At 57.2% G+C, this 25933-nt stretch carries 24 protein-coding genes; 13 read left to right on the top strand and 11 right to left on the bottom strand.

The window, feature by feature from the left end; genetic code table 11:
• Positions 1-45 precede the first annotated feature (45 nt).
• The 4 genes from BLR20_RS19425 (at position 46) to BLR20_RS19410 (ending at position 3346) form a co-directional block, all read left to right on the top strand.
• Entirely contained in the window at positions 46-756 is a 711-nt protein-coding gene (locus BLR20_RS19425) for an ABC transporter ATP-binding protein (protein WP_010438312.1), read from the top strand.
• 1 nt (position 757) lies between these two features.
• Positions 758-2023: an ABC transporter permease gene (locus BLR20_RS19420; RefSeq protein ID WP_054993303.1), complete on the top strand. Its 1266-nt coding sequence runs from the start codon at positions 758-760 to the stop codon at positions 2021-2023.
• Positions 2024-2031: 8 nt separating this feature from the next.
• A complete protein-coding gene (locus BLR20_RS19415; protein ID WP_025991132.1) occupies positions 2032-2556 on the top strand; it encodes a DUF3299 domain-containing protein in 525 nt (174 codons plus the stop codon).
• A 103-nt stretch (positions 2557-2659) separates the two neighbouring features.
• Positions 2660-3346: an OmpW/AlkL family protein gene (locus tag BLR20_RS19410; RefSeq protein WP_003400347.1), complete on the top strand. Its 687-nt coding sequence runs from the start codon at positions 2660-2662 to the stop codon at positions 3344-3346.
• 261 nt (positions 3347-3607) lie between these two features.
• Here the strand turns inward: BLR20_RS19410 and BLR20_RS19405 are convergent, their stop codons facing one another.
• The 3 genes from BLR20_RS19405 to BLR20_RS19395 all read right to left on the bottom strand — a co-directional run bounded on the left by BLR20_RS19405 (position 3608) and on the right by BLR20_RS19395 (position 7884).
• On the bottom strand, positions 3608-4537 hold the full coding sequence (locus tag BLR20_RS19405) for an NAD-dependent epimerase/dehydratase family protein (RefSeq protein WP_054993304.1): 930 nt from the start codon (positions 4535-4537) through the stop codon (positions 3608-3610).
• On the bottom strand, positions 4530-5414 hold the full coding sequence (locus tag BLR20_RS19400) for a sugar nucleotide-binding protein (protein WP_074594987.1): 885 nt from the start codon (positions 5412-5414) through the stop codon (positions 4530-4532). The genes BLR20_RS19405 and BLR20_RS19400 overlap by 8 nt, the downstream gene beginning before the upstream one ends.
• Positions 5415-5565: 151 nt before the next feature.
• Positions 5566-7884 (bottom strand): mechanosensitive ion channel family protein, encoded by a 2319-nt coding sequence (locus tag BLR20_RS19395; protein ID WP_054993305.1) that lies wholly within the window; start codon positions 7882-7884, stop codon positions 5566-5568.
• A 291-nt stretch (positions 7885-8175) separates the two neighbouring features.
• Between BLR20_RS19395 and BLR20_RS19390 the strand changes: the two genes are divergently transcribed.
• Positions 8176-8994: an alpha/beta fold hydrolase gene (locus BLR20_RS19390; protein ID WP_010438292.1), complete on the top strand. Its 819-nt coding sequence runs from the start codon at positions 8176-8178 to the stop codon at positions 8992-8994.
• A 45-nt stretch (positions 8995-9039) separates the two neighbouring features.
• On the opposite strand, the gene BLR20_RS19385 is transcribed toward BLR20_RS19390, so the two are convergent.
• Positions 9040-9888 (bottom strand): ureidoglycolate lyase, encoded by an 849-nt coding sequence (locus BLR20_RS19385; protein WP_074594985.1) that lies wholly within the window; start codon positions 9886-9888, stop codon positions 9040-9042.
• A 319-nt stretch (positions 9889-10207) separates the two neighbouring features.
• On the opposite strand from BLR20_RS19385, the gene BLR20_RS19380 reads away from it, so the two are divergent.
• The 5 genes from BLR20_RS19380 (at position 10208) to BLR20_RS19360 (ending at position 14963) form a co-directional block, all read left to right on the top strand.
• Positions 10208-11008, top strand: a complete 801-nt coding sequence (locus BLR20_RS19380; RefSeq protein WP_074594983.1) for an energy transducer TonB — start codon at positions 10208-10210, stop codon at positions 11006-11008.
• A 10-nt stretch (positions 11009-11018) separates the two neighbouring features.
• Complete coding sequence (locus BLR20_RS19375; RefSeq protein WP_010438285.1) at positions 11019-11711, top strand: MotA/TolQ/ExbB proton channel family protein; 693 nt, start codon at positions 11019-11021, stop codon at positions 11709-11711.
• Between the two features lies 1 nt (position 11712).
• Positions 11713-12117 (top strand): ExbD/TolR family protein, encoded by a 405-nt coding sequence (locus BLR20_RS19370; protein ID WP_032615670.1) that lies wholly within the window; start codon positions 11713-11715, stop codon positions 12115-12117.
• Positions 12118-12188: 71 nt separating this feature from the next.
• Positions 12189-14495 carry a TonB-dependent receptor gene (locus tag BLR20_RS19365; protein WP_032615672.1) on the top strand — a complete coding sequence of 769 codons (2307 nt, stop codon included), beginning with the start codon at positions 12189-12191 and terminating at the stop codon, positions 14493-14495.
• Positions 14496-14723: 228 nt separating this feature from the next.
• Positions 14724-14963 carry a hypothetical protein gene (locus BLR20_RS19360; protein ID WP_003317071.1) on the top strand — a complete coding sequence of 80 codons (240 nt, stop codon included), beginning with the start codon at positions 14724-14726 and terminating at the stop codon, positions 14961-14963.
• Positions 14964-15134: 171 nt separating this feature from the next.
• Here the strand turns inward: BLR20_RS19360 and BLR20_RS28145 are convergent, their stop codons facing one another.
• A complete protein-coding gene (locus BLR20_RS28145) occupies positions 15135-15560 on the bottom strand; it encodes a hypothetical protein (protein ID WP_010438277.1) in 426 nt (141 codons plus the stop codon).
• Between the two features lie 232 nt (positions 15561-15792).
• Here BLR20_RS28145 and BLR20_RS19350 point away from each other — a divergent pair, with 232 nt between their 5' ends.
• Entirely contained in the window at positions 15793-16344 is a 552-nt protein-coding gene (locus BLR20_RS19350; RefSeq protein WP_025991131.1) for a hypothetical protein, read from the top strand.
• Positions 16345-16386: 42 nt separating this feature from the next.
• On the opposite strand, the gene BLR20_RS19345 is transcribed toward BLR20_RS19350, so the two are convergent.
• The gene (locus BLR20_RS19345; RefSeq protein WP_010438272.1) at positions 16387-17022 is read right to left on the bottom strand and encodes a hypothetical protein; all 636 of its coding nucleotides are present in this window, start codon (positions 17020-17022) and stop codon (positions 16387-16389) included.
• 479 nt (positions 17023-17501) lie between these two features.
• The gene (locus tag BLR20_RS19340) at positions 17502-17813 is read right to left on the bottom strand and encodes a cupin domain-containing protein (RefSeq protein ID WP_074594982.1); all 312 of its coding nucleotides are present in this window, start codon (positions 17811-17813) and stop codon (positions 17502-17504) included.
• A 291-nt stretch (positions 17814-18104) separates the two neighbouring features.
• On the opposite strand from BLR20_RS19340, the gene BLR20_RS19335 reads away from it, so the two are divergent.
• Positions 18105-18947 (top strand): hypothetical protein, encoded by an 843-nt coding sequence (locus BLR20_RS19335; protein WP_074594979.1) that lies wholly within the window; start codon positions 18105-18107, stop codon positions 18945-18947.
• A 13-nt stretch (positions 18948-18960) separates the two neighbouring features.
• On the opposite strand, the gene BLR20_RS19330 is transcribed toward BLR20_RS19335, so the two are convergent.
• From BLR20_RS19330 to BLR20_RS19320, 3 genes are all read right to left on the bottom strand, one after another.
• Positions 18961-19527 (bottom strand): nucleotidyltransferase family protein, encoded by a 567-nt coding sequence (locus BLR20_RS19330; RefSeq protein WP_074594977.1) that lies wholly within the window; start codon positions 19525-19527, stop codon positions 18961-18963.
• A gap of 105 nt (positions 19528-19632) precedes the next feature.
• Positions 19633-22551 (bottom strand): putative bifunctional diguanylate cyclase/phosphodiesterase, encoded by a 2919-nt coding sequence (locus BLR20_RS19325; protein ID WP_074594974.1) that lies wholly within the window; start codon positions 22549-22551, stop codon positions 19633-19635.
• A 31-nt stretch (positions 22552-22582) separates the two neighbouring features.
• A complete protein-coding gene (locus BLR20_RS19320; protein WP_167375483.1) occupies positions 22583-23404 on the bottom strand; it encodes a phosphate/phosphite/phosphonate ABC transporter substrate-binding protein in 822 nt (273 codons plus the stop codon).
• A gap of 317 nt (positions 23405-23721) precedes the next feature.
• Between BLR20_RS19320 and BLR20_RS19315 the strand changes: the two genes are divergently transcribed.
• Positions 23722-24609 (top strand): serine hydrolase domain-containing protein, encoded by an 888-nt coding sequence (locus tag BLR20_RS19315; RefSeq protein ID WP_074594970.1) that lies wholly within the window; start codon positions 23722-23724, stop codon positions 24607-24609.
• A 73-nt stretch (positions 24610-24682) separates the two neighbouring features.
• Here the strand turns inward: BLR20_RS19315 and BLR20_RS19310 are convergent, their stop codons facing one another.
• Positions 24683-25813, bottom strand: coding sequence for an ROK family transcriptional regulator (locus tag BLR20_RS19310; RefSeq protein ID WP_010438243.1), 1131 nt, complete (start codon positions 25811-25813; stop codon positions 24683-24685).
• Between the last annotated feature and the right edge of the window lie 120 nt (positions 25814-25933).

The following is a 25933-nucleotide window of genomic DNA, read 5'->3' as shown; positions in this document are numbered from 1 at the left end:
GGCCTGGCCCGGTCTTTTAATTTCCAACCTAGCGTGAGTCAGCCCATGACCCAAGCACTGATCGAACTGTCGGACCTGCGCTTCAACTGGCCCGGCCATCCGCAACTGCTGGACATCCCCGAGTTCCGCCTGCAAAGCGGTGAAACACTGTTTCTCAAAGGCCCCAGCGGCAGCGGTAAAACCACGCTGCTGGGCCTGCTGGGCGGCGTGCAAAAACCGGTCAGCGGCAGCATTCGCCTTTTGAACCAGGAACTGTCAGCCCTCTCTTCGGCCGCGCGCGATCGCTTTCGCGTCGACCATACCGGCTACATCTTTCAGCAGTTCAACCTGCTGCCGTTTTTGTCGGTGCGGGAAAACATCGAACTGCCCTGCCATTTTTCCAGCGTGCGTGCCGAACGTGCCAGACAACGCCACGGCAGCGTCGAGAAAGCGACCACTACCCTGCTCGCCCACCTGGGTCTGAAAGACCCGGCGATGCTGACACGCCGCGCCGACTCGCTGTCCATCGGCCAGCAACAACGGGTCGCTGCCGCCCGGGCGCTGATCGGTCAACCGGAGCTGGTGATTGCCGATGAGCCTACGTCTGCGCTGGACGCGGACTCCCGCGAGGCATTCATTCGCCTGTTGTTCGCCGAGTGCCGCGAGGCCGGGGCCAGCCTGCTGTTCGTCAGTCATGACCAAAGCCTGGCACCGCTGTTTGATCGCAATCTGTCGCTGAGCGACCTGAATCGCGCCGCCGTCGCCGTGGAGATTTGAGATGTATCTGTTTCGTCTGGCCATCGCCAGCCTGGCCAACCGCCGTTTCACCGCGTTTCTCACTGCCTTCGCCATTGCGCTGTCGGTCTGCCTGTTACTGGCCGTCGAGCGGGTGCGCACCGAAGCGCGCTCCAGCTTTGCCAGCACCATCAGCGGCACCGACCTGATCGTCGGTGCGCGCTCCGGCTCGATCAACCTGTTGTTGTACTCGGTGTTCCGCATCGGCAATGCCACCAACAACATTCGCTGGGACAGCTTCGAGCACTTTGCCAATAGCAAGCAGGTCAAGTGGGCGATCCCGGTTTCGCTGGGCGACTCCCATCGTGGCTATCGGGTGATGGGCACCAGCGAAGCGTATTTCGAGCATTATCAGTTCGGCCGCCAACAGCATCTGGAAATGGCCGAAGGACGCGAGTTCAAGACCGATCCCTTTGAAGTGGTGCTGGGTTCGGAGGTCGCCAAGGCGCTGCATTACAAGCTGGGCGACAAGCTGGTACTGGCGCACGGTGTAGCGGCGATCAGCCTGGTCAAGCATGACGACAAGCCGTTCACCGTGGTCGGTATCCTCAAGCCGACCGGTACGCCGGTGGACCGCACGCTGCATATCAGCCTGGGCGGCATGGAGGCCATTCATATCGACTGGCACAACGGCGCCCCGGCACGCGGCAACGAGCGTATTTCAGCCGATCAGGCGCGCAACATGGACCTGACGCCGACTGCGATCACCGCATTCATGCTGGGCTTGAACAGTAAGATTTCCACCTTCAGCCTGCAACGCGAGATCAACGAATACCGTGGCGAGCCCATGCTGGCGATTCTGCCCGGCGTGGCACTGCAGGAGCTGTGGAGCCTGATGGGCACGGCGGAAAAGGCGCTGTTCGTGATTTCGCTGTTCGTGGTGTTGACCGGGCTGATCGGCATGCTGACTGCGATTCTCACCAGCCTCAATGAACGGCGCCGGGAAATGGCCATCCTGCGCTCGGTCGGCGCGCGCCCCTGGCATATCGCAAGTCTGCTTATACTCGAAGCCTTCGCCCTGGCGCTGGCGGGTGTCATCAGCGGCCTTGCGCTGCTCTATATCGGCATCTTCGTGGCCCGCGACTACGTGCTCGACAACTACGGTCTGTACCTGTCGTCTATGCCACCTGGCCAATATGAATGGACGTTGCTCGGTGCCATTCTCGGGTGCGCGCTGTTGATGGGAACCGTGCCAGCCTGGCGAGCCTACAGGCAGTCACTGGCCGATGGACTGTCAATTCGTTTATGAGGACCTTCATGATGCGGCGCTTGCTACTCACTCTGCTGTTCTCGGCGACCACTCAAGTGTGGGCAGCCGAGCCGCGAGAGCTGACCTGGAATGACATGATTCCACCCGATGCACCTGTGGTGAAGCCGGTAACGGCTCCGCTCCACGATATGTCCAAGCTGTCCGATGCACTGGCCATGGAGGCAGCGCCTGCGGCCCACCAACTGGCGCCGCATGCGCCGGTGGTCAAGGCACTGGACGGCAAACTGGTGCGTTTACCGGGCTACATCGTGCCGCTCGAGGTCAGTGAGGAAGGCCGGGTGACGGAGTTTTTGCTGGTGCCGTATTTCGGCGCCTGCATCCATGTGCCGCCGCCACCGGCGAACCAGATCGTGCATGTCACGAGCGAGCTGGGTGTGAAGGTCGATGAGCTGTATCAGCCGTACTGGATCGAAGGACCGATGCAGGCCAAGTCGTCTTCCAGCGAACTGGCAGAAGCGGGTTATCAGATGCAGGCAGACAAGATTCTTGTCTACGAGTTGCCGGATTCATAAGGATCACGAGGTTCCCAGCGATTTCATTGAGCTGAGTCAAAGTCGCCGCTCGACAGCGCTTTAACATTACGCCCATAAATTTTGACTGATCTCTGGAGCCTCCATGCACAAGCATCTGCTACGCGCGTCCCTTGTCGCGCTTGCCCTCACCGCCCCGGTCGCGGCACACGCCTACCAGCCTGGCGACTTCATCGTTCGCGCCGGTGTCGCACACGTCCAGCCTAACGAAGACAGCGGCGAAGTGCGCCTTGACGGTGCCAAGGTTTCCGGCACCAAAGCGACTGTCGACGGCGAAAACCAGCTGGGCCTGACCTTCGCCTACATGCTGACCCAGCACGTCGGCATCGAGCTGCTGGCCGCCACACCGTTCAGCCACACCGTATCGGTCAAAGGCCTCGGGCCTGGCCTGGATGGCAAGCTGGCCGATATCAAACAACTGCCGCCGACGCTGTCGTTGCAGTACTACCCGATGGAGCCGTCATCGAAATTCCAGCCGTATGCCGGCGTGGGCATCAACTACACCACCTTCTTCGATACCGACCTGACCGGCAACCGCAAGGATCAGGGGTTCAGCAACCTCAAGCTCAAGGACTCGGTCGGCCTGGCCGCACAGCTGGGGATGGACTACATGATCACCGACAACGTGCTGCTCAACGCCTCGGTCTGGTACGTCGATATCGACACCAAAGCAACCGTGGATGGCCCGTCAGCCCTGGCCGTCGGCAAGACCAAGGTCGACGTGGACATCGACCCGTGGGTGTACATGGTGGGCGTGGGTTACAAGTTCTGACCTGAATGCCTCAGCCGCCGCAAACACAAAGGCACCCTCATCGGGTGCCTTTGTGTTTTGTAGACCTGATGATCTCGTGCCGACTCCATGACGAAGTCATGCCGCGTTTTTTCAGGAGCGGGCTTGTCCACGAAGGCGATTACATTCGATGCAATTCTGTGTCTGCAACATCGTCTTCGCGAACAAGTTCGCTCCTACAGGTGCTCACAGGCTTTTGTAGGAGCGAACTTGTTCGCGAGGCAGTTACATTCGATGCGAGGCTCACTGCCCCATCAACAACTCAAGCCCGCGCACCAGTGGCGTTGGCTCATCGATGGTGAAGTGTTCCAGCAGGCGCTGGTTGCTGGCACGGGAGTGTTTGATGTCGCCCGAGCGGGGTGCCTGATAGCTGACGTCCGGCTGCTTGCCGACGACCTGCGAAAGCGCGGCCAGCAATTCGTTGAGCGACGTGGTCTTGTTGAGGCCGACGTTGATTGCGCCTTCGATGGCGCCTTCCCGTGACAAGGCCTGCAGCAGCAGCTTGAGCAGATCCCCGACATAGTAGAAATCCCGCGTCTGCTCGCCATCGCCAAACACGCTGATCGGCAGGCCTTTGCGGATGCGCTCGGCAAAGATGCTGATCACGCCGGAGTACGGCGACGATGGGTCCTGGCGTGGCCCGAAAATGTTGAAGAAGCGAAAGATCACCGGTTCCAGACCATGCTGGCGACGGTAGAAATCCAGGTAATACTCGCTGGCCAGCTTGTCCGAGGCGTAAGGGGTCAGCGGTGCCTTGGTGGTGTCCTCGGTGATCGCTTCGCCCTCACCGTTGTTGCCGTATACCGCCGCACTGGAAGCGAAGATCACGCGTTTGATGCCCGCTTCGCGCATGGCCTCGCAGACATTCAGGGTGCCGATGAAGTTGCTTTGGTGCGTGCGCACCGGGTCGTCTACCGACGCCTGCACCGAGGCCACTGCCGCCAGGTGCACGACGGCCTTGCAGCCCTGCGCCGCGCGCTTGACCAGGTCGGCATCGGCCACATCCCCTTCGATCAGTTCGACCCGCAGGTTATCGAGCGGCAAATTGCTGCGCTTGCCTGCCGAGAGGTTGTCGAGGATACGCACGGCATGCCCGCTGGCAAGCAATGCGTCGGTCAGGTGCGAGCCAATGAAACCCGCACCTCCAGTGATCAGAACAGGAGCGTCAGACATGTCGATAATACCGATCCAGCAGGCTTGGCAGGCCGGCCCGCCAGGCGCGGGGCTTGATGCCGAAAGTGTGGAGAATTTTCTTGCAGGCCAATACCGCGTGCTGCGGTTCTTCGGCTGCATCGGGACGCGCGGCGTGGGCCTGCGCAGTGGGCGATTCGATGGCCAGCGCGTGCAGCAGACGCGCTTCGGTAAGCACTGCCTGCCCCAGCGCCAGCGGCGTGGTCGCCTCGTGTCCGGCGTAGTGGTAGGTGCCCCAAAGCGGCGCTTCGCAGTCGAGTTGCTTGATGACCGAAATGATCACCCGCGCCGCATCATCGACCGGTGTCGGGTTGCCACGACGATCATCGGCGAGCAGCAGCTCTCCGGGGTCTTTCGCACGCGACAGAAAGCGACCCAGCACGCCATCGGTGCTGTCATCCAGCAGCCAGCCGAAACGTACCAGTACATGTTGCGGGCAGGTCGCTCGAACGCTCTGCTCGATACGCCACAGGGCCTGACCGCGCAGGCCCAGAGGTACCGGATCGTCTTTTTCGCTGTAGGCCGTCGCGCGGGAACCATCGAATACACGATAGCTGGACGGCTGAACCAGCGTGATGTTGTGGTGCTGACACAGTTCGGCAAGACGCTCGACAGAGCGCTCCTGATGGGTCAGGCGCGCTTCACTCACGGTCTCCGCCTGAAACCAGTCGAAGTAGTAAGCAAGGTTGATCAGGGCATCGGGGCGGGTGTCATCAAGCAGTTGCGTGAGGCTCGCCACGTCCCAGCCGTCTTGCGGTGGACGTGGTGCGAGGAAGCCAATGTCTTCCTCGGCACCCAGACGAATCAGCGCCTGCCCGAGGGCATTCCCGCCGCCCAACAGCATAAGGCGCATTCGCATAGAGTCAGCAGGCTCGGTATCAGATAATCAAACGAACAATTGAAAAACGCCTGCAAACATAACACGTTGCCTGCCAACCCCCAACAGTTGCGCAGCCTGGCGGGTTAATGACGCCGCGACAAGGCGTTGCGGCGTCACGATGCCGGCTGAGTTACTGAGCCGCCGGGCCCGGCGTGCTGTTGCCCTTGGACAGACTGAGCGGCGCCGGCGCGGGCGCAGAAGGTGTCGCCATGGCAGGGTCCGAGGGCGCGGGCGGCCCTTCAGCTTCGACGCCAGCCTGCGGGTTGTTGAAGCCCGGCCCCATGACCATCTGTGGATAAGTCTGCGCAAAACGCACGTTCGGATTCTTGTCCACAAGCCGCTTGAGACGCTCGTTGAACGCACGCCCCACTGCGTACTGGCCGCCGGAAGAAGTACGAAATTGCGCGGTCAGCACCACGCCGTTGAGGTCCATGCGGTCGACGCCGAAGACCTCCAGCGGACCCTGCAGGTTGCTCTTGAGCAGGATGTCTTCGCTGATCGACTGGCCGGTTTCGCGGATCAGCGCCAGCGCGTCGTCGATGTCCGAGTCATAGGTGAACTGCACCGAAAAGAATGCGTAAGCGAATTGCCGCGACTGGTTGGTGACGGCCTTGATCTGCCCGAACGGCACCGAGTGGACAAACCCCTTGCCGTCACGCAGGCGCACGGTACGAATGGTCAGGCTTTCCACCGACCCGGAATGCCCGGTACTGAGCACCACCCAGTCGCCCACCGAAAAGGTGTCCTCGATGATGATGAACAGACCGGTGATCACGTCCTGCACCAGTTGCTGCGAACCGAAACCGATGGCCAGGCCGACGACCCCGGCACCCGCCAGCAGTGGTGCCACGTTGATGCCCAGGTTGGCCATGGTGGTGATCGCACAGATCACGACCAGGATGATTTTTACCGCATTGCGCAGCAGCGGCAGAATGGTTTTGATCCGGGTGCTCGGCTGACGACCGCTGCGATGATTGACCGGCGGTTTGAGGGCTTCCTGAATGGCGGTGTCGAGCACTACCCACAACAGCCAGGTGACGACGAATATCAGACCGATACTGCTCAACGAATCACTGATCACCCGGCCGAGGGTATTGCGCTGGGCAAACTCGAACATCGAGAAGCCCCAGATCCGCCCCAGTATCTCGATGAACCCGATGGCCAGCGCGATACGCAACACCGCGTACACCAGGCTCAACAGACGCGCCTTGTACACATGCCCGCCGCGGCCGAGGGTTTCCGTCGGCTTGAACAGATGCTGGAACACGGTGCTGAGGAACACCGTGGCAATCAGCAGAATGGTGGTGAACAACGCGCAACGCAGCGCTTGCTGACTGTCCTCACCGGCGCCAATGAGGTTGATCGCCGAGACCAGAATCATCAGCAGGATCGGCAGGTGCCACAGCCTGGAGAATATCTTCAACGACTGTTGCAGGGCCGGCCGTTGCAGGCGACTGCTCAATGAGCGGTTACGGATCAGGTGGGCTACCGGGCGACGCACCTTGATGATCAGCATGCAGAACACCACCGAGGCGAACAGCCCGGTAAACACCGCAACACTGGTAGTGACGTTACTGCCCAGTTGGCGGGCGATCTGCGGACTGGTCAACGCATCGCTCAGTGCCGCCAGAAAGCCGACTACGAACAACGGCCTTGGCGCGTAGCGGCGAATCATTCGCACGGCGGCACGCTTGTGGCCGAAGTTGAACATCACGATCACACAGAGCAGTACCGAGGTCGATACGATGCCGCTGCTGGTGGCGTAAGCGAAACACAACGCCAGCGCACGCCCGACCGAAGAAGGCATGAAGTGGCTGACGTAAAGGGTCAACGGCAGGCAGACGATGGCTGGCAGGGTAAACGGCAACACGTATTTGAGCAGCGCCTGGCTGCGGGCGCGCACCCGCATGAACGGTGTGCGGCACAAGCGTACGGCCAGAAAACGACCCAGCGTGGTCAGAACCGCAAACGATGCGATCCACACAAAAGACAGGGCAAGGAAATCCCCGGCGACACTCCATGGGGATCGTGTAGTACGTTTGTTGACCAGCTTTTCAAGCTCGTCGGCGGCACGATCGGCACGCAGCTGCCAGGCATCGAACAGGTTGTCGTCCAGATTGAGCTTTTCCTGGACGTCATCGATGCTGGTACTGATGGCACCCAGTAACCCGCCCTGCATCAGCAACTCGGGGGCCTCGACCGCAGGCTCTGCGCCATCGGCCGGTTTCGCATCGGTCTTGTTCTTGTCAGCCGCCTTGTCGTCCGCTTTCGCGGCGGGTTTGTCAGCGGCCTTGGGATCGGCTTTGTGGTCAGCCTTTTCAGCGGCCTTGTCGTCTGCCGGCACCGCGGCGCCCATCGGCAATGCAGGTACATCGGCCGCCTGGAGATTGAAACTGCCTGCGAATAACAGCAGACCCGAAAGGATCAAGATTTTCAGCTGAGACGCCACGCAGTTCTCTCCTTCAATGGGCAAGTCAAACCATGGACAGGGCCAGGCAAGCCTCGACCCCAATGAACTGATTCCCGTATGCGCGGCAAGTTCGGTTTCGGCAGGGAAATACGATGAGGCAATGTTTCAGAAAACCGCGGTTGGGCAGTACGCTCAGTCCTCTCGACTGAACTATGCAAAACCCTCACTGCCGGAATTATCGGGAGCAGCCGAAGGCGTGCACCAGCCTGCGCACCACGGCGTTCGCCCGATAACCCCGACATCGAGAACCTGACATCGAGAGGAATCTGCATGAGCACGTTCAACACCAAAGATGGCACCGAGATCTATTACAAGGATTGGGGCACGGGCAAACCGGTCCTGTTGAGCCACGGCTGGCCGCTGGATGCGGACATGTGGGAATACCAGATGCAATACCTGAGCAGCAGGGGCTATCGCACCATCGCCTTCGACCGCCGCGGTTTCGGTCGTTCCGGCCAGCCGTGGACCGGCTATGACTATGACACCTTCGCTGACGACATCGCCGAGCTGATCGAACACCTCGATCTGCGCGACGTGACGCTGGTGGGTTTCTCCATGGGCGGCGGCGACGTCACGCGCTATATCGCCAACTATGGCAGCGAGCGAGTGGCCAAACTGGCGTTGCTGGGCTCGGTCACCCCGTTCTTCCTCAAGACCGCTGACAACCCGGAAGGCGTCGACCAGTCCGTATTCGATGGCATCACCGAAGGCCTGCTCAAGGACCGTGCTCAGTTCATCAGTGACTTCGCTGGCACGTTCTACGGCATAAACCACGGCCAGAAAGTCTCCGAAGGCGTACAGACGCAGACGCTGAACATGGCCCTGCTCGCCTCGCTCAAGGGCACGCTGGATTGCGTGACGGCGTTCTCCGCAACCGACTTCCGCCCGGACATGGCAGAAATCGATGTGCCGACCCTGGTGATTCATGGTGACGACGATCAGGTGGTGCCGTTCGAAGCCTCGGGCAAACGGGCTGCCGCCATGATCAAGGGTGCCGAACTGAAGGTGTATTCCGGTGCGCCACATGGGTTTGCAGTGACGCATGCGCAAAAGCTCAACGAGGATCTGCTGGCGTTTTTGCAGGGCTGATAGTTTGTGTGACAGGGAGCCGATCGGCTCCCTGCTGGCAGCGGGTCAGTCGGCCGGAACGGTCAACTGATTCTGCTCGCCCAGCCCCGTGATCCCCAGACGCATGCGTTGCCCTGCACGCAGGAAGACAGGTTGTGGCTTTACGCCCTGCCCCACCCCCGGCGGCGTCCCCGTCGAGATGACATCGCCCGGTTGCAGGCTCATGCAACGGCTCAGATACGCGATCAGTTGCGGCACGCTGAAAATCATCGTGCGCGTGTTGCCATTCTGATAGCGGTGGCCGTCCACTTCCAGCCACAGGTCGAGCGAGCGAGGATCGGCAACTTCGTCGCGGGTCACCAGCCACGGACCCAGCGGGCCGAAGGTATCGAAGCCCTTACCCTTGTCCCAGGTCCCGCCGCGCTCAAGCTGCCATTCGCGCTCGGACACGTCATTGATCACGCAATAGCCAGCGACGTGCTCCATGGCATCGGCTTCATCGATATAACGTCCGCCCTTGCCTATCACTACCCCCAGTTCCACTTCCCAGTCGGTCTTGAGCGAGCCCCGCGGGATCTGGACATCGTCGTTCGGACCGCAGATGGCGCTGGTCCATTTGTTGAAGATGATCGGCTCCTTCGGGATCTCCATATTGGATTCGGCGGCGTGGTCGGCGTAGTTCAGGCCGATGCAGACGAATTTGCCGACCTGCCCGACACACGCCCCGATGCGTGGTTGGCCCGGAACCACAGGCAGGCTCTCGGGATCCAGCGCAGCCAGGCTTGCAAGGCCTGCAGGGCTCAGCACATCGCCCGCGATATCCTTGACGTGTGCAGACAGGTCACGGATCTGGTTGGCAGCATCAAGCAGGCCCGGCTTTTCCAGACCCTTCTCACCATAACGTAGCAATTTCATCGAGTTCTCCCGTTTGTGTCCAAGGTGTGAACCGCGGATCAAGAGGGTGACGCCCTGTTGCCCAGCCTGCGCGGCGATACGTTTTCGTGTAATGACGAACCTGGCAAGTCTGGACAGATAGCATTGCAGCCGATGCCTTGCCTAATGAAATTTACCAACAATCGCGTGGCAAGCCGGGTTCACTTTAACCACAGAAAATCAGGATCACACGACGGCGGTCATAATTAATACACACAACGAGTATTAATATCAGCTCCAGTTGAAACGAGCTCTTCGCCAACACGCCAGGCTCGTATTCTTTCACGGGTGAGCTGAACTCATGTCAACGCTGATACTGTCCCGCCGACTACCGCCGCGTCAGCTACGCCACTGGCCACATCAGCCTGCGGGCGACTGTAACGTCGCCCCGTCGTCGCTTGTCGTCCGGCAGCACAGCAACAACGCACCACGCACATGGCCGCACGCCGCATTGGCAATTGCACTGGCGATCGGGCTGCATGCCGCGCTGGCCGTGTGGCTGATGGCCGATCATCAGCAAGCCCCCGAGCCGACACCGCCGATGCCGATCACCGTGCAGTGGGTACCGCCGCCCGTTGCGCCACCGGTCGCACAACCGACGCCGCCCGAGCCAACCCCTCAGCCAGCACCGGAGCCGCCTGCGCCAACACCGGCGCCAGCCCCCAAGCCTGCGCCACCCGAGCCCAGACCCGCCGAGTTGCCCAAGCCCAAGGCGCAGCCCAGAACCACACCGAGCAAACCCGTTGCCAAGCCTGTTGCGCCGGTGCCTTCCGTCGCGGCGCCAGCGCCAAGACCCGCACCAGCGGCACCACAGACCACCACCGCGCCGATAGGCCGCGCCGGTTACCTGAACAATCCGCCGCCGGTCTATCCGCCTGCCGCCGCGCGCCGCCATCAGGAAGGCACGACGATGCTGCGCGTGCATGTGCTGCCCAACGGACGTACCGATCAGGTGCAAGTGCTGCAAAGCAGCGGCGTCCCGGCGCTGGATGAAGCCGCGCAGGCCGCCGTCCGGCAATGGACCTTTATTCCCGCCAAACGCGGCGACACCCCGGTAGAAGGCTGGGTCAACGTCCCCATGGCTTTCAAACTCGCACCCTGAGGCTTACGTCATGAACACTGCTTACTCCGTACTCATTACCCAATCCTCAATGACCCTGCTGGTGATTTTCTCGCTGGTGACCTGGGCGCTGCTGCTTGGCAAGACCTTCCAGCACTGGCGACTGACCCGGCAGAACCGACGCTACGCCACGCAATTCTGGGCCGCACGCGATCTGAAAAATGCGCTGCACCTGCCCAACAGTGAGGGCAGCCTGGCACGCCTGACCGATGCCGGCGCGCAGGCCCTCGCCGCGCCCCACGACTCGCCGGACCTGGGCCATAGCTGGAACCGCCAGGACTTGCTCGAGCGCAGCCTGCGCCAACAGATCCACAAGGAACGTCGTCGCCTGGAAAGCGGCATGATCCTGCTGGCATCGATCGGCAGTACCGCACCCTTCATCGGCCTGTTCGGTACGGTGTTCGGGATCATTCATGCACTCACCGCGATCAGCCAAGCCAAGTCGGCGAGCATTGCGGTGGTCGCCGGGCCCATTGGCGAAGCGCTGGTGGCAACCGGCGTCGGCATCGCCGTCGCGGTGCCTGCGGTGCTGGCCTACAACTTCTTCGGGCGACGTCTGAAGCTGGTGATCGCGGACCTTGAAGAGTTCGCCGTGGACTTCCTCAACCTCTCGCAACGCAACGCCTTCCGGCTGCAACCCGACCATCGCGACAAGACGGCCCCGAGCCTGAAAGGAGTGAGCTGACATGTCCTTCTCCACGTCCAATGATGACGATGCAATCAGCGACATCAACATCACGCCGTTGGTGGATGTGATGCTGGTGCTGCTGGTGACCTTCATCGTCACCGCGCCGCTGCTCAATAACGCCATACCGCTCGACCTGCCGCAGACCGTCGCAACCACCTCACTGGATCAGGCCGACCCGGTGGTGGTGAGTGTCGACGCCAGCGGCGGCGTGTTCATCGACAGCGAAGCTGTGGCGCTGGAGCAACTCCCGGAGGCACTGCAAGCCCTGCACAACAAGGACCCGGACGTCGCCGTCAGCCTGCGCGCCGATCAGGCGACGGGTTACGGCCGCGTGGCTCAGGTGCTGGCCGATGTGCAGAAAGCCGGCATCAGTCGCCTGTCGGTGATTACCGAAAGCCCGTGAAGCAAAACCTGTCGTTAACCCTATGACCCGCCGCAAGCGCGGCGCCCTGACGCCCCCAGGAAAACCTTTCCATGAACAATCGATCGATACCGCGTGCCCCTCGATTTCCGGTAACACGCCTCGCGCTGCTGATTTCATTGAACTCGCTGTGCCTGATCAGCCCGTTCATTCAGGCCGAAGACGAGGTGCCCACCTCGGTAACGTCGCCCGCCAGCGACAACACTGCCGCCATGACGCTGGGCACAGTGTCGGTGATTGGTCAGGGAGAGACTCGCCAGGTGCAGCGCGTGACGCAAAAGGATGTGAAGGCTTACTCGGCGGGCACCAGCCCGATGAAGGTTCTGCAACGCCTGCCGGGGGTCAACTTCCAGTCCGGTGACCCGCTGGGTCGTGAAGAAGGCAGCCAGCGCATCAGCCTGCGCGGCTTCGATATGCACCACCTGGGCTACACGCTGGACGGCGTTACCCTCGGCAACATGAGCTTCGGCAACTTCAACGGCCTGAGCATCACCCGCGCGATCATCGCGGAAAACATCGCCGCCAGCGAAGTGGCTCCCGGCATCGGCTCGCTGGGCACGGCATCGAACAGTGATCTGGGCGGCACCATCCAGTTCACCAGTTCCAACCCCGATAAAGAGTTCGGCGCGCGTCTGTCGCAAACCCTGGGCAGCTACGACACCTCCCGGACTTTCATGCGGGTCGACACCGGTGAGTACAACGGCCTGTCCGCGTATGTGTCGGGGGAAAAGTACGACGCCGACGCCTGGAAAGGCCACAACAACCCGCAAAAGTCCGACGCGGTTAACGCCAAGGTCAACTACGACTTCGGCGACAACCGGGTGAGTTTCTTCCACAGCACCTCGTCCCATGACGAAGCCAACCTGCCGAACATGTCGAAGAGCATCATCCAGCGTCTGGGCTACAACTGGAGCTACTACACGCCGGACTGGACCCGCGCGGTCAACGCGGCCAACGGCATTTATACCGGCGGGGTAACCAGCGCAAACGATGCGACCTATAACGCCAGCAGCCTGCGCGACGACGAACTGGACATCCTCAACGGCAACTTCTCGCTGACCGATGATCTGGTACTGGATGCGACCGTCTACCACCACCATGACTCGGGCCGGGGCAACTCGTATTACCCGTTCATCTACACCAGCGGCTCGACGACAGTGCCGAGCAATTCGATTCGCAGTACAAAATATGGCATTGATCGAACCGGTTTCCAGAGCTCACTGACCTACTATCTCGGCCAGCATGAAATTCAGGGCGGGTTCTGGATTCAATCCAACAAGAACGACATCTCGCGCTACCTGTTCGATACCACCAATGCGACGCCGCAGAACCACATCGTCAAAACCGATGGCCTACCGCTGGCGGCCACGGTCCTGGATCAGAGTTACAACGACCTGACCCGGCAGTTCTACCTGCGCGACACCTACACCCTGCTTGATGACCGCCTAAAACTTGAGTTCGGTGCGAAAAATACGGTGACCACCTCGACAGCCGAGGGCAAAGGCGGCGGTTATGCCAGTGGTTCGCTGGAGGCGCGAGACAGGTTTCTGCCGCAAGCAGGCGCCACCTACAAACTCGACGAGGACGACGAAGTCTTCACTTCTTACTCGGAAAACATGGCCGCGTTCCCGAGTGGCGGTTACAGCCCGTTCTTCACGACGCAGAGCGCCGTCGATGCGCAGAACGGCTTCAAGGACCTGAAGCCGGAAACCTCAAAAACCGTCGAATTGGGCGTGCGCCGCAGCACCAAGCTGTATTCGGCCTCGGCGGCGATCTACAACACCAAATTCGATAACCGCCTGGTCGCCATCACCAACTGCACCGGCATCGTCATCTGCCAGAACGGCGTCGCCAACGTCGGTTCGGTCACCAGTCGAGGCCTGGAACTGTCGTTCGGCCTGACCCCCAATGAGAACTGGCGCTGGTCCAACTCCATGTCCTACAACCACAGCACTTACGACGATGACTACGCCAGCGGCGGCAACACCGTTCATGTGAAAGGCAAGACCGTCGTCGATACACCGAAACTGATGTATTCGAGCAACCTGGACTGGAATTGGGAACACTGGAACGCCGGCTTGCAAGGCAGTTACATCAGCAAGCGCTATTACACCTACACCAACGACTCCAGTGTCAGCGGCTACTGGCTGGCGAACGCCAACCTCGGCTATGACTTCGGCAAACTCGGCGCCCTCAAGGACACCACCTTGTCGCTGAACATGGTCAACCTGTTCGACAAACGCTATATCTCCACCCTCAACACCGACGCCAGCGCAGCCACCGACCCGGCGGGCAACCTGCAGATCCTTCAGGTAGGCACACCGCGCAGCGCGTTCGTAACACTGGGGGTCAAACTCTGATCGTTGCTGACTGAAGGGGCGAAGGACCGCCCCATCCACCACTTGCATTGAATGACGCTGCGCGGTGTGCTCCTGGAGACAGGCTTCTGTGGGAGCGAGCTTGCTCGCGAAGGCAATCTGCCAGTCGCTGCATAATACGTGTCGGTGGCCAGCCCCACGGCGACGAACAGCGCACTGTGCTGCATACTGCTCCGCATCTATAGCGCCTGACTTCCATCTGGACACCCCATGACACCCAACGCAGAACTCTATAACCCCTCCACCGAATATGCCGACAAACTGATCTCGCGCATCGGCCAGACCCCTTCGTGGATCGCCAAGCGCATCGGCGTGACTGACAAACGCATTCGCTACATCCTCGATGGAGAACGGACCGTCAAAGGCGAGACCACGCCGATTCAGATGACCTATACCGAGCAGTTTGCGCTGGAGTGCCTTGTGGCAGAGGCCATAGCGCTGAGGATGTAAGGCCTGTGTGGCGGCGGGACAACATGCACCGTCGCAATGTGCTGCATCTCGTGCGGAGGGTACGCGTCTTCATGACGCCCTTACTGACTTCTCGAGTCTGCACCGCCAGAGGTCGCGATCAGCAGTGATAGACCTCTGACAGACAGTAGGGATCAGCCAGCACAGCCAGAGTCAGCGCTTCTCCGACTCACACTTTGCGCGCAAGTCATGATCATTGATGCTGACGCAACTGCCGCCTTCCTTCTTGGCAGCGCAATAGGCACGCTGGTCACGATCATTGATGCTGACGCAAGAACTACCTTCCTTTTCTGCCATGCACCGCGCGCGCAAGTCACGATCATTGATGCTGTTGCAACCGCTGCCGCCCTGCTTGGCATTGCAGTAGGCACGCTGGTCAAAATCATTGATGCTGGTGCAAGAACTACCTTCCTTTTCTGCGCTACACCGTGCGCGCAGGTCATGATCATTGATGCTGTTGCAACTGCTGCCCTCCTGCGTGGCATTGCAATAGGCACGCTGGTCATAATCATTAATGCTGGCGCAATTCGCAAACGTGTAACCGCTGAACATCAACAACATCGCAAAAATCAGTTTCATTTAACACTTCCTTGAACTTACCCGGGGGACAGCCTTACGCCGGCTGATTCTTCTTCATTGAACGCTCGACACTCTATCAAATTGAGATCACGTTAAGGGAGCGCTCTGCGGGAGGGCTATCGGTACGCCTTACCATGACCTGCGCGGCATAAAGCACAGGCTATCAAGCATTGCCCTTGAATCTGAGGTTCCTGATAATCACGCCCTCAAACAACTCAGGCAAGGAAATGCAGTGAAAGGAAATCTACTGTTGGTTACGGTGCTTGCATTGTTGATGCAAGGCTGCGGCGTGACCATGACGCGTTACGAGCCCAGCTTCGATAACGTCCAGAAGCTCAAGCAAACGCCTCCCCTTCTACCGATCCGTCAGACTCAGGTCAGCGCTGCGGCAGGTCAGGATTCGCTGCAAGTGCGGGGTAATCCTGTGACATCCCCTAGCGGCAGCATCACACAACATATCCAGGATGCCCTGACGGGTGAACTGGACCGCGCAGGTCTTATCGACCCGCAATCGCCGCGTCAGCTAAATGTGCTGGTTACGCAGAATGAACTGACCGCTGGAATGGGTACCGGCACCGGCACAATCGCCGCGCACTTCACCCTCATCGACGGCGAGAAAGTTGAATATGACGCCACCAAGCAGGTCAGCAGCCAATGGAGCAGCAGCTTTTTGGGTGCGGTCGCTATCCCCAATGCGGCAAACGCCTACAACCCGTTGGTGCGTGATTTGCTCAAGGCTTTATACAGCGACCCGCTGTTTATCCAGGCGCTGAATCACAAATAAAAAAAGAGCCCACATGGGCTCTTTTTTTCGGGCGTGAGTTCATCACGCCTGCGGAACAGTAACCTTGAGCATTGAGTACTTCAGACTCTGGCTATCCACCAACTGCTTGAGCAGTGAATTGACCTGGCGCGTAAATGTATCGGTAACAGCCTTCTGCGGTGTATTGGCCATCATCGGCACAAACCAGATACCTATCCAGGTATTGATTGCATCATGGTTACCGACTGTTCTCAGCACCTTGCCCTGGGAATCCTGCGCATCCAGGCTCATGCTGTACTGATCGGTGGCCATCGACGGAATAATCGTCAGGGTCAGGCCACTGATAAACGCCATTACCAATTGGCCACCGCTTGGTGGATGGTTATACACCTTGAGGTGCAGGCTGTAGTCGCCTGGCTGTTTCTTGAACTCATCAAGGGTCACTCGGCCAAACAAACCAGAGTCAGTCAGCGCTTTTTGCAGTTGCGGCCTGAGTGCATCCCGAGCTTGCGGTACTTCTACTGCGCCGGTGGTACCGGGTGTGCCCTGGTAGAAATCGAAGGCAACAAACACGTTGGGTTTATTCGTGTAGCTGGCCATGGAGGGCATGGTGACTGGCGCTACTTCATCCTTGGTAAAACTGGCGCAACCGCTCAATACCAGCATTGCCGCAAGGCCCAGTGTCTTCAAGCGTTTCATTCACGATTTCCTTAGTCAGTAACAGAATGTCTGTCCGAATCCCTTCAAGAATTGCGGTCTTGCCACTGCCTCATACGACAGCGATACAGGCCATTATTGTGCCATCAACTAAGAATTCGTCAATAATCTTCAGGATGACGCAGACCTCCAGGCGAATGAATTGGGAAATCATTGGCCACGTCCGCAAAGGATTTCATGCTCTTGATCGTCTCAAGATGCCTCATACCCTACGGCTTATTTTTTTCACGCTGCTACAACTGACCGATGCAACAGGGGTACAGCAGTTCTTGAACTAACGACCTGCGGCCCCTAGATGGCTGTTGACGCTATCCTGAAGCCAGACGGCCCCGTTAGGTAATTTCGAGTGAACTACTTCTTGGCACAAGCAAAAAATAATAGGTGGTCGAACAGGCGATTGCTTTCGGCATGCCTGACGCGACAAGAATGGATAGGTAATGACGAGCGATAGCCTGGTCAACTCAAACGCTGCCCTCACGTTCGATAACCAGAATCCGTGCTTCTCCACAAGGATGCGCAACATGTTCACATCCGACCCCGGCGAAAAACACGTCGCCTACCACCAATCTCACGACGCGCTCGATGCCTGACTCGCGATAATGCATATCCACCGCTCCGTCGAGGACTGCGAAAACTTCCTCTCCATCGTTGATATGCCACTTATATGGCTTGTCGGTCCAGTGGAGGCGGACAGTGGTTCCCCCCATATTAGCGATATCGTCAGCCCCCCAAGCTTGAGTAGCAGTGAAGTCTTTGCTACGAATAACTCTCATTGATCGCGGTTCTCGAACAGGTATTTCCAACAATCTATCAGAACGTTTGACCCTCTACTGCTGGCTGAAAAGAAGACTTGGACTGCACGGTCGCTGTTGGCCGGTTTCTTTCGCCACAGGCCGCTTTGAGTCGACAGCAGTTGCTGTCAAACCGTTGAGCTAGCCGGAAATTTGCCCCTGTGCAAAAGTCGAGGCCGCTCGGGGCCGCGTAAAGGTGGGTGGGAGGCACTCAGGTGGTGAGACTGCTACGCTCACCCGATGGATGATGTGTTATGAACATGGATGAGTGGAATGGCATACCAACGTTTCTTTTATCACCCCGTCAGCCTGTGGCTGATCATGCTGATAACGCTTCTGCCTGCCAGTCTGATGACATGGACTTTGTTCTGGAGAGAACTAGGTATCCGTAGCGGTATCGCAGCGTCTTCGGCGGTTCTTTTTCTGGCCCAAGGGACAACCTGGGCGTCATTCATGAAAGTTCGGCACCATAAAATAGACGCGCACAACCGCAGCTTCTGGCTAAAGATACTTACGGGTTCGGGATTTTTTCACATCACACTGTTTTTTTTGGCAGTGCTTGCTTCTTCTACCTTTTCGCCCTTCATAACATTTGTCTTGGCAGGGCCCATCCTGGCGTCCTGCTACATGTGGATGTTGGTACGCCAATCGGCACAATGGCAACCCGTAGCCTCAGTGCCGCCGCCGTGGAGCCTTAGTAGGTGGCGTTCCTTACCCAAGCGCGTGATCGCGTCATTGACCAAAAAAACACTGCCATTGCCTCAACCTGACGATCGTCAAACTCTACCAACTCTCATCACCGCGGCCGTAATTGCGTTGATTGCCACTGCCTTGGTGAGCCACGGTTTGGCGGCTAACGATCTGATCGTGGTGAGTAAGCGAGGTACCTTTCATGTAAGTGGGTACGACTCTATTCCATGGGCAGGTATTTACATTGGCCTTGTACTTATCTGCCTATCTTGCATAGCGGGTCATTTGGACAAACGCCCAAATGCTCATATCTACCGCCGCTTTCGGCACTTCATGGTATGGGTTGTGGGTTTCCTGCTCGCCTTGGCGGTATGTGTCGCCTTTTGGCGTTTTTTTTCGCTATTGGCGTCCCCGAGAACGCGTTGACTCGCGTTCCGACTCAGCTTTGGGGATCTACGATCTTGAGCCAGGGCCAGCGAGCCTGATAACTTTTCGCCTTCTGATCGAACAGATCCGGCTTGGGATTCTTTGGATTGATACGAAGTAGCCCTTGCTCGGTGTCGGCCAAGCCATTGGGAGCATAGATTTCGCCAGTTTCAACATCCAAACCAATGCAGGTACCGGCAATCAGGTAGCGATCAATCCCGTCTTTAGCCGACTGAAGCTGGGGATAATCCCCGCCAAACCGCTGGCTGTACCACAGATGAACGCGAGCCTGATTTTTGATCTCAATGTTAACGTCGACGTCCTGGAAGAGACGCAGAACAGAATCGATGACCTCATTCTCTGCCTCCCAAGACAGATCATTGTCGAAGTAAAAAACGTCGTAATCCTTCACGCCCCAGGCTGATGGCAGGTGAGACTGATGATTCCAGACTGCTTGGAACAGGCAGCCAGCAGTGAGCATGCATTGATCCAAGCCGAGTGAAGGTAAGCGTGAGATGATTTCAGCGTTTAATGGATTGGCCATTGCTATCTTGATCAACCGCTTGACAGTCAACGTCATTTTCATCCTTTTGGAATCGATCGTTTTTACCCACGCTGAGCCAAAGGCAGCCGCCACGTACAGCGGCCTGCCATGACTGCTCTCGCAGACGCGATCAATACTACGTTACGCAACACCACTTTCAGAAAACCTTACATTCAGGCTACGTGACGCTTTAACCATAGCCGCACACTCATCACTGATGACAGGCTTACTAAACAGATAACCCTGCATTTGATCGCAGCCATACGTCACAAGCAGCTCTAACTGGTCAACTGTTTCGACGCCTTCTGCAATGACTTTAAGGCCTAATTCGTGCGCCAATACGATTACCGCCCTGGTGATAGCGGCGTCCTCATGATTGCTTGTGATGTCCTTTATGAACGCCCTGTCGATTTTGAGGGCATCCAGGGGAAATCGCTTCAAGTAGGCCAAACTGGAATAGCCCGTTCCGAAATCATCGACCGAAAGACTGATGCCATACGACTTTATATCTCGAAGTATTTCTACTGCCGACTCGGGATCGATCATCAGCATCGACTCGGTCAGTTCGAACTCTAAAAGAGCAGGGTTGATACCGTATGCTTCAACGATATGCTTGACGGTCTCGGCCAAGCCTTTTACCTGAAGCTGCCTGACGGACAAATTGATGGCGATCGGTACTAGCCTTATATTATTCTCTTCCCAGCTTTTCAGGGTTTCACAGACTGTTCGGATAACCCACACGCCGACAGGAATGATCAGGCCAGTGTCCTCAAGAATAGGGATAAAATCAGCCGGAGAAACCATACCTTGCTCTGGATGATTCCACCGCAATAACGCCTCCAAACCACTTATCCTGCCGTCGACAAGGCTGACCTTTGGCTGAAAATGCAGAATAAACTCATTGCGCTCAAGCGCCCCCCGCAATAGCGTTTCAGTTTGCAAGCGCTTAGTTAAACTTTCGTTCATCGTGGCGTTGTAAAACTTGAAATTATTACGGCCACTTTTTTTCGCATGGTACATGGCGGTATCCGCATTTTTTAAGATAACGCCCGTGTCACGCCCGTCAAACGGATAATTAGCAATACCTACACTCGCCGAAACAAACACATCTTGGCCGCCAAGGTTGAACGGTTTTCCCAACGCATCAACAACATGGGCTGCAAGCGATTTGATGAGGCTCTCGGAATAAACAGGGTGTGTGACAACGATCGAAAATTCATCGCCTCCCAGCCGCGCAACTACGCTATTTTCATCAATGCAGTCTTTCAAGCGTCGACCTGCCTGAATAAGCAATTGATCGCCCACTGAATGCCCCATGGTGTCATTCACGGCTTTGAATCTGTCCAAATCTATGAATATGACGCTTACCGCATCTGGCGATGAGGTTTTCCGACTGATTATCTCGCGCAGGTAATTGCTGAGAAACCAGCGATTAGGCAGATGGGTGAGCGAATCATTTTCGGCCAGATAGGTGAGCTTTTTCTTTGCGTCATACCTTTCAAGCGCGGCTGCCAAGAGGTTGGCAAGTGTTTGAAGGTAGCTGACATCTTCACGTGTAAAGGGGTAATCAGTGCTGGCATACACTCCAAGAACGCCTTTGAAAACTTCCCTGCACGATATATCAACCTCTAGACCACTTCTAATGCTGTAAGCGCCCACTGTTTCATCAGGAAGCAGCGTGTAGCTATTATCAGGCGCATCAGAGTTAATGACAAAACCGGCGGAAGAAGCAGTACCCTTAAAAAACCCATCATGATAACCACTGCGGACTTCAACGTGGGTCAAGCCAAACTCCGCCTTGAGGATGATCTCATGGCTCACTTGATCAACGACTAATAACGCCGCCTTGCTCAGGTTTAGTCCTTGCGCCGCCGTCAGTGCTGCCAGTTCACCCAGAGCACTGACGTTTTCTTCTGTCAATGCCTGCTGGCCAAACAGGGCGATAAGGTTTTGCCTTCTGGCGTTATCCAGAATCGCCACCTCAAACTCTTTTCGATCTGTAATATCGATATCGATACAGATATATTTTTCAACGCAGCCCAGGTCATCGAGAATAGGTATGACAGTGCGTCGATGCCATGCCACCTTACCGGTACGACCTGAAAGCCTGACCTCGCCGTTCCACACCTCATTTTCCGGCGCCCATTGCCAGGGTTCATTGGCTGAAGACATGCCGGTCCAGACTTCATCGATCGTCAACTCTAAAAGCTCGGCTCGCGAATGCTGAGAGCTTGTTACGAATCGCTCGTTAACGTAAGTGATACGTCCGGAGGCCGAAACTTCGCAAACGATTGACACCTCATCCAAGGCATTTTTATGCTGCACCAAGGTATTCATCAACGACTCGATACGCAGGCCAAAGTGATTGCGCATACTCGCGGCAGTACGGTTTACCGCTTTTATAGCCTCCTGTATTTCCATGGGAGCATCAGCGACCAACATCGCTTCTGCTGCCACTGCGCCTGAAGCGATTTCTGCTTCATAAGAGTGAAGCTTGCCCAGGTGGGCAAGCGAGCGCTTGATCATGAACCCCATCAACATCAAGCTTATCAGCAAAAAAAATACTGCAAACAGGGTAGCCTGGATCACCAGGCTATAGAGTTCGGAAGCAATTCTCTCGGCATTAAAAGACAGACGCATCACACCATAATCTTTCCCGCCGACAGTGATCGGACGATTGACATCGAATAATCGTGCGGCGACTTCAGACTCTATCCACGCAGGGGCTCGTCCAAGAGGCGCACTGGCGGCCTCAAGGCGAATCACTCCACCCGACAGGTCAATAAACATGGCCGACTTGAACGGCGAGCGAGCCAGGGTTTTTTCGAGGGTTCTTTTGATGGTGTCGTAATCCCCGATGACGACACTCTCCTCGACCGCTTGCGCGGCTACCTCGATCAGCATATTAGCGGTGTCTTGTATCTCTTCAATATGCTGAAGCAGCTGGTTTTTATAAAACAGACCCAGGCCCGTCGTCAAAAAAGTCAGTATCAGAATGCATAACATCGCCAGTATTCGCGATGTCAGTGATTTGGGTAGCAGGCTTTTAAAGAAATTCATTAACAGCCTCTCCAGCCAAGGTTGGAATTATTTACTTAAGGTTTGCTGGCAAACTATTATAAAAAGCTCGATAGGACGCATAATCCGCTTCCGTCGCGGGAATGAAAGTAATCGGTGTCGGTGCATGGACCAGCTCGGTCGCCTCCTGAAGAATCCGGCGACCGTAGGCATCATGTGGCATATTGAAAAATGCGTCGGCTACCGCATCACGTTCTTTTTTAGAAACCCGAGGGGATGCCATGAGGGCTAAATCATTGAACGAGGCCGAACTCCACAATACGCGGAACGGCTTCCCTTCTCTCTCCGTGTAGCCGCTGACAAGCTGTGAGTTGGCCCCCATCGCTTGAGCCTTACCGCTCAGGAGTTGGCTGAAAGCGCCATCCATGTTTCCGGCAAACACTGTAGACGTATTGATCCCTTTCTTGACCAGTTCCGAGTTCGTGACTTTATAAGCAATGAACGCTTCGGGCCCCGGATAAACGACTTCCTTGCCCTCCAGTTCCGAAAGGCTATGAATGGGCGAGTCGGCAGGGACCACGATTTGCCCCTCGAGGGCGGGCGCGTCACGGCGACCAAACACCTTCCAGCCCATCTTGTCGCGTTCCGGACTAAAAAGATGGTTGGTGAAAGCGAAATCAACTTCTTGCGCGAGCACATAACTCGTTGTATCCGAGGAGGTTCGCCCTAACTTCAGCGTTAGATTCACTCCGCTTTTTTCGGACACATACTTTATGATTGGATTCCAGAAACCGGCTGAAAGATTAAGATTGTATTGATTGACAGGCGAAAAATTGTACACCTTAAGTTCTTCAGAAGCCGCCATATTAGACAAGCCAAAAGACAGGGCAACCATTATAGCCTTGCAGCTTAGGCGTAACTTCACTTGTCAACTCCACATGTAGACTGACGTCTTAATCAAAAGTGATTGGAGCCAACTTAAGCTCGGCAATCTAATAGATAATCGGCCGAGGCTCTTGAACCTTAAGCACAGATTTCATAAATAAATATTAATCGGACAGCCCACACACCTGCCTGCCCACACCACAGGCTGCGTTCTGCCAAAAGCAGTCGTTCAGCACCGCACAAACGGCTGACTTTTCACCCCGGCGAAGAAGAATAATTGAGATATCTTGTCCAGCTATCGATCCGCTCAACATTCCAGGGAAGCCAATGCTCATTTCACTCGTGTCAAATGGTCGGCCCCAGACGCCAGACCGATTAGAACTGATGGCACCTTGGTGGAGCTTTACGAAAACGGTCCTTGCTGCGACAGCCCTATCATTGGTACGGGATGGACTGATCAGGTTGGACGACCCCGTTTCCGATCAGCCTTTCACGTTACGCCAGCTGCTGCGGCATGAAGCCGGCCTGGCTGATTACGGAGAGCTTACGGAGTATCACACCGCCGTTGCTAACGGTGAGCCAGCCTGGGCAGCAGATGAAATGATGCGGCGTCTTGACGGTACTCGACTTCGATACAGCCCCGGAAACGGCTGGCGTTACTCGAACGTCGGCTACTTGTTCATCGGCAGGCTAATTGAACGACTGACTGATCTGACGCTTGACGATGCAGTGAGTCAACGTGCTCTTGCCCCTCTGGGCATCTCGAACGCTCGCTTTGCTAAAACGCGAGCAGACTTACAAACGACCCATCCGGGAAATACCTCGAATTATGACCCCGCCTGGGTTTACCACGGCTTGTTGATCGGCCCGATTTCGCAAGCAGCGCTATTTCTGGATCGACTCTTCTGCGCAGACATCCTCTCCACAGACTTGATTCAGGAAATGCAGACAGCACGAGCACTAGGCGGCCCGATTCCAGGACGCCCATGGATAAAGCCGGGCTACGGCCTCGGCTTGATGCAAGGTTCGATTGACGGTGGGTACTCTCTATCCGGGCACACGGGCTGTGGACCAGGCAGCGTCATTGCTGTCTATCGCATCGGCGACGGCGATGTATCGGCTTGCTGTGCTGTTTTTGAGCCGAACGTTAGCGAAGGTGCCGTTGAAGCCATTGCCGTAGAACAACTGATGCACGTTCTGCGACAGAATGGCTGAAGGCGTCAAAATGCTTTTGGCGTAGATGTCATCATTCGTTGAATGCCCGCTTCGAATCGATACTGGCGACAGATCAAACAAAAAACCGCTCCTTCAACGGCACCAGCGCCGCCCCCAAGGCTGCCGCATCCCCGTGCGTCTCGCTCAGCAATAACTGCGGCCGAGGCGGTGGGGAGTTGTAGCGATGGGTACCCCAGAAGGTCGTCGCGGCGATCAGGCGTTTTCCCAACTCGGGCGGTAATTGCCCGCCAAACACCACGGCCTGCGGATCGAACAGGCCTGCCAGTGCGTTGATCAGGCGATCCAGTGTGGGCTTGACGCGTGTCACCCAGGTATCCACACCGGGCCAGTCGGGGTCGAAGCGCAAGCGCAAGTCTTCGATCGAGTCGACCTGCACGCCACTCTGATGCAGGTCTTCCAGCAAGTAGCGCAAGGCCGGGCGGTTTATCGACTCTTCGTCGTTGTAGAGGGTGATCTCGCCCGCGTTGCCGTGGCTGCCGAAATACGGCTTGCCGTTGATGACGACGCCCGCGCCGAAGCCGAAGTTGAACGACAGGTAGATGAAATTGCTGGCCCAGGCGCCCACACCTACCAGGCTTTCGCCGATGGCTGCGGTGGTGGCGTTGTTTTCCAGCCAGACCGGCATGCCGAAGCGTTCTTCCAATACCGGTTGCAGGTCCATCAATGACCAGTCGCGCAGCGGTTCCGGTGCATTGATCTGGCGGTTCTCAAGAAAAAAGCCGGCAATCGCGAAGCCTATACCGATGACCCGTTGCGCTTCGATGCCGTTGCGCTGAAGCATGCGTTCGATGGTCTTTTCCAGCGAATCCAGCGTGCTGTTGCGACTTAACGGCGGCGTGCGCAGGGTGACCTGTTCCAGCACATTGCAGCCCAGATCGGCTACGCAGACCACTGCCGAGTCGGTGTTGATCGATACACCGATGGCATACACCGCTTCGTTGACCAGTTCGATGCGCGGGCTAGGCTGGCCGCGGCCGTTCTTGACGCGCTCGCCACTGCGCAGCAGGCCACGACTGATCAGCTCTTCGATCAGCCGGTGCACCGACTGCTGAGCCAGGTCCATCTCGGTCGAAACCGTGGCACGGGTGATCGCGCCTCGACGACGAAGGATGTCCAGCAACTTGCGTTCATTGAGGCTCAACGGCTGGTGCGAATGAAGTGGCGTGTCGAGGTCGAGAGGCATGGAATCTTCAAATCATAGGAGGATTGAAACAGTCGGCGTGCGAAGCAGTGTATCGCCCACCATCCATTGCACACTTCAATCATGAAAATTTAATAAAAGTCGCGCAGGTCACAAATACTA

It is taken from the genome of Pseudomonas congelans, from assembly GCF_900103225.1.
GTDB lineage: Bacteria > Pseudomonadota > Gammaproteobacteria > Pseudomonadales > Pseudomonadaceae > Aquipseudomonas > Aquipseudomonas congelans.
This window is presented reverse-complemented; position numbering and strand designations above follow the sequence as displayed.

Bases quoted from the DNA above. Each gene is read 5' to 3' on its own strand.
- BLR20_RS19425 (WP_010438312.1), top strand. From the start codon at position 46: ATGACCCAAGCACTGATCGAACTGTCGGACCTGCGCTTCAACTGGCCC.
- BLR20_RS19420 (WP_054993303.1), top strand. From the start codon at position 758: ATGTATCTGTTTCGTCTGGCCATCGCCAGCCTGGCCAACCGCCGTTTC.
- BLR20_RS19415 (WP_025991132.1), top strand. From the start codon at position 2,032: ATGATGCGGCGCTTGCTACTCACTCTGCTGTTCTCGGCGACCACTCAA.
- BLR20_RS19410 (WP_003400347.1), top strand. From the start codon at position 2,660: ATGCACAAGCATCTGCTACGCGCGTCCCTTGTCGCGCTTGCCCTCACC.
- BLR20_RS19405 (WP_054993304.1), bottom strand. From the start codon at position 4,537: ATGTCTGACGCTCCTGTTCTGATCACTGGAGGTGCGGGTTTCATTGGC.
- BLR20_RS19400 (WP_074594987.1), bottom strand. From the start codon at position 5,414: ATGCGAATGCGCCTTATGCTGTTGGGCGGCGGGAATGCCCTCGGGCAG.
- BLR20_RS19390 (WP_010438292.1), top strand. From the start codon at position 8,176: ATGAGCACGTTCAACACCAAAGATGGCACCGAGATCTATTACAAGGAT.
- BLR20_RS19385 (WP_074594985.1), bottom strand. From the start codon at position 9,888: ATGAAATTGCTACGTTATGGTGAGAAGGGTCTGGAAAAGCCGGGCCTG.
- BLR20_RS19380 (WP_074594983.1), top strand. From the start codon at position 10,208: ATGTCAACGCTGATACTGTCCCGCCGACTACCGCCGCGTCAGCTACGC.
- BLR20_RS19375 (WP_010438285.1), top strand. From the start codon at position 11,019: ATGAACACTGCTTACTCCGTACTCATTACCCAATCCTCAATGACCCTG.
- BLR20_RS19370 (WP_032615670.1), top strand. From the start codon at position 11,713: ATGTCCTTCTCCACGTCCAATGATGACGATGCAATCAGCGACATCAAC.
- BLR20_RS19365 (WP_032615672.1), top strand. From the start codon at position 12,189: ATGAACAATCGATCGATACCGCGTGCCCCTCGATTTCCGGTAACACGC.
- BLR20_RS19360 (WP_003317071.1), top strand. From the start codon at position 14,724: ATGACACCCAACGCAGAACTCTATAACCCCTCCACCGAATATGCCGAC.
- BLR20_RS28145 (WP_010438277.1), bottom strand. From the start codon at position 15,560: ATGAAACTGATTTTTGCGATGTTGTTGATGTTCAGCGGTTACACGTTT.
- BLR20_RS19345 (WP_010438272.1), bottom strand. From the start codon at position 17,022: ATGAAACGCTTGAAGACACTGGGCCTTGCGGCAATGCTGGTATTGAGC.
- BLR20_RS19340 (WP_074594982.1), bottom strand. From the start codon at position 17,813: ATGAGAGTTATTCGTAGCAAAGACTTCACTGCTACTCAAGCTTGGGGG.
- BLR20_RS19335 (WP_074594979.1), top strand. From the start codon at position 18,105: ATGGCATACCAACGTTTCTTTTATCACCCCGTCAGCCTGTGGCTGATC.
- BLR20_RS19330 (WP_074594977.1), bottom strand. From the start codon at position 19,527: ATGACGTTGACTGTCAAGCGGTTGATCAAGATAGCAATGGCCAATCCA.
- BLR20_RS19325 (WP_074594974.1), bottom strand. From the start codon at position 22,551: ATGAATTTCTTTAAAAGCCTGCTACCCAAATCACTGACATCGCGAATA.
- BLR20_RS19320 (WP_167375483.1), bottom strand. From the start codon at position 23,404: ATGGTTGCCCTGTCTTTTGGCTTGTCTAATATGGCGGCTTCTGAAGAA.
- BLR20_RS19315 (WP_074594970.1), top strand. From the start codon at position 23,722: ATGCTCATTTCACTCGTGTCAAATGGTCGGCCCCAGACGCCAGACCGA.
- BLR20_RS19310 (WP_010438243.1), bottom strand. From the start codon at position 25,813: ATGCCTCTCGACCTCGACACGCCACTTCATTCGCACCAGCCGTTGAGC.